The sequence below is a fragment of the Candidatus Symbiopectobacterium sp. NZEC151 genome, from assembly GCF_025962655.1.
Taxonomy (GTDB): Bacteria; Pseudomonadota; Gammaproteobacteria; order Enterobacterales; family Enterobacteriaceae; genus Symbiopectobacterium.
Window position 1 is genome coordinate 1 of the sequence record NZ_JAGFPE010000014.1, and the last position, 3014, is coordinate 3014.

Annotated in this window: 1 protein-coding gene; it reads right to left on the bottom strand. The window is 59.5% G+C overall.

Features of this window, described 5'->3' with window-relative positions:
* On the bottom strand, positions 1-3014 hold a 3014-nt coding region (locus J5067_RS23145; protein WP_264652107.1), incomplete at both ends, for an Ig-like domain-containing protein.

A 3014-nucleotide genomic window follows, 5' to 3' on the forward strand; every position in this document is an offset into this window, starting at 1 on the left:
GTGGCTTTGGCTTCCACCTTGCCCTCGGCCAGGCTGCTCAGATCGGCCGTGGTGCTCCACTTGCCGTCCACTACCGAGACGTTCTTGACCTCAACGGTTTTGCCATTGACGTCGGTAAACACCAGATCGACCGTCTTCTCACTGCTGGTGCCGCTCACTGGCGTCGCCGTCGACTCGCTGGTATTGATATAGCCGTCATCGCCGGCAAAGTGCTCGATATCTACCGCCGGACCAGTGACATCCAGCGTCGAGTTGGCGGTATCGTGCGCCTGATTACCGGCCAGGTCAGTAGCCGTGGCTTTGGCTTCCACCTTGCCTTCCGCCAGGCTGCTCAGATCGGCCGTGGTGCTCCACTTGCCGTCCACCACGCTGACATTCTTGACCTCTACCGTCTTGCCGTTGACGTCGGTAAACACCAGATCCACGGTCTTTTCGCTGCTGGTACCACTGACCGGGGTGGCGGTGGACTCGCTGGTATTGATATAGCCGTCATCGCCGGCAAAGTGCTCGATATCGACACTCGGGCCGGTGACGTCCAGGGTGGAGTTGGCGGTGTCGTGCGCCTGATTACCCGCCGGGTCCGTCGCCGTGGCTTTGGCTTCCACCTTGCCTTCCGCCAGACTGCTCAGATCGACCGTGGTGCTCCATTTGCCGTCCACTACCGATACGTTCTTGACCTCAACGGTTTTGCCATTAACGTCGGTAAACACCAGATCAACGGTCTTCTCACTGCTGGTGCCGCTGACCGGCGTCGCCGTCGACTCGCTGGTATTGATATAACCGTCATCACCGGCGAAGTGCTCGATATCGACCGTCGGACCAGTCACATCCAGCGTGGAATTGGCGGTGTCGTGCGCCTGATTACCCGCCGGGTCCGTAGCCGTGGCTTTGGCTTCCACCTTGCCCTCCGCCAGGCTGCTCAGATCGGCCGTGGTGCTCCACTTGCCGTCCACTACCGATACGTTCTTGACCTCAACGGTTTTGCCATTAACGTCGGTAAACACCAGATCAACGGTTTTTTCGCTGCTGGTCCCGCTCACTGGCGTGGCGGTGGATTCGCTGGTATTGATATAGCCGTCATCGCCGGCAAAGTGCTCGATATCTACCGCCGGACCAGTGACATCCAGCGTCGAGTTGGCGGTGTCGTGCGCCTGATTACCGGCCGGGTCAGTGGCGGTGGCTTTGGCTTCCACCTTGCCTTCCGCCAGACCGCTCAGATCGGCCGTGGTGCTCCACTTGCCGTCCACCACGCTGACATTCTTGACCTCTACCGTCTTGCCATTAACGTCGGTAAACACCAGATCGACCGTCTTCTCACTGCTGGTGCCGCTCACCGGCGTCGCCGTCGACTCGCTGGTATTGATATAGCCGTCATCGCCGGCAAAGTGCTCGATATCGACGGTTGGACCAGTCACATCCAGGGTGGAATTGGCGGTGTCATGCGCCTGATTACCGGCCGGGTCAGTGGCGGTGGCTTTGGCTTCCACCTTGCCTTCCGCCAGGCTGCTCAGATCGGCCGTGGTGCTCCACTTGCCGTCCACTACCGATACGTTCTTGACCTCAACGGTTTTGCCATTAACGTCGGTAAACACCAAATCGACGGTTTTTTCGCTGCTGGTGCCGCTGACCGGCGTGGCTTTGGATTCCGCGGTATTGATATAACCGTCGTCACCGGCAAAGTGCTCGATATCCACACTCGGGCCGGTCACGTCCAGCGTAGAACTGGCGGTGTCATGCGCCTGATTGCCGGCCGGGTCAGTAGCCGTGGCTTTGGCTTCCACCTTGCCCTCGGCCAGGCTGCTCAGATCGGCCGTGGTGCTCCACTTGCCGTCCACTACCGAGACGTTTTTCACTTCCACGGTCTTGCCGTTGACGTCGGTAAACACCAGATCCACGGTTTTTTCGCTGCTGGTGCCGCTGACCGGCGTGGCGGTGGATTCCGCAGTATTGATATAGCCATCATCACCGGCAAAGTGCTCGATATCTACCGTCGGACCAGTGACATCCAGCGTCGAGTTGGCGCTGTCATGCGCCTGATTGCCTGCCGGATCCGTAGCCGTGGCTTTGGCTTCCACCTTGCCTTCCGCCAGGCTGCTCAGATCGGCGTTGGTGCTCCACTTGCCGTCCACTACCGATACGTTCTTGACCTCTACCGTCTTGCCATTAACATCGGTAAACACCAGATCAACCGTCTTCTCGCTGCTGGTGCCACTGACCGGCGTGGCGGTGGATTCCGCAGTATTGATAAAGCCATCATCGCCGGCAAAGTGCTCGATATCGACGGTTGGACCAGTGACATCCAGCGTCGAGTTGGCAGTGTCGTGCGCCTGATTGCCGGCCGGGTCAGTGGCGGTGGCCTTGGCTTCCACCTTGCCCTCCGCCAGACTGCTCAGATCGGCCGTGGTGCTCCACTTGCCGTCCACTACCGAGACGTTTTTCACTTCCACCGTCTTGCCATTGATATCGGTAAACACCAGATCGACGGTTTTTTCGCTGCTGGTGCCGCTGACCGGCGTGGCGGTGGACTCGCTGGTATTGATAAAGCCGTCATCGCCGGCAAAGTGCTCGATATCGACGGTTGGACCAGTGACATCCAGCGTCGAGTTGGCGGTGTCATGCGCCTGATTGCCTGCCGGGTCAGTGGCGGTGGCTTTGGCTTCCACCTTGCCCTCCGCCAGGCTGCTCAGATCGGCCGTGGTGCTCCACTTGCCGTCCACTACCGAGACGTTTTTCACTTCCACGGTTTTGCCGTTGACGTCGGTAAACACCAGATCAACCGTCTTCTCACTGCTGGTGCCGCTGACTGGCGTGGCGGTGGACTCGCTGGTATTGATATAGCCATCATCGCCGGCAAAATGCTCGATATCGACGCTCGGTCCGGTCACATCCAGGGTGGAGTTGGCGGTGTCGTGCGCCTGATTGCCGGCCGGGTCAGTAGCCGTGGCTTTGGCTTCCACCTTGCCTTCCGCCAGACTGCTCAGATCGGCGCTGGTACTCCATTTTCCGTCTACCAC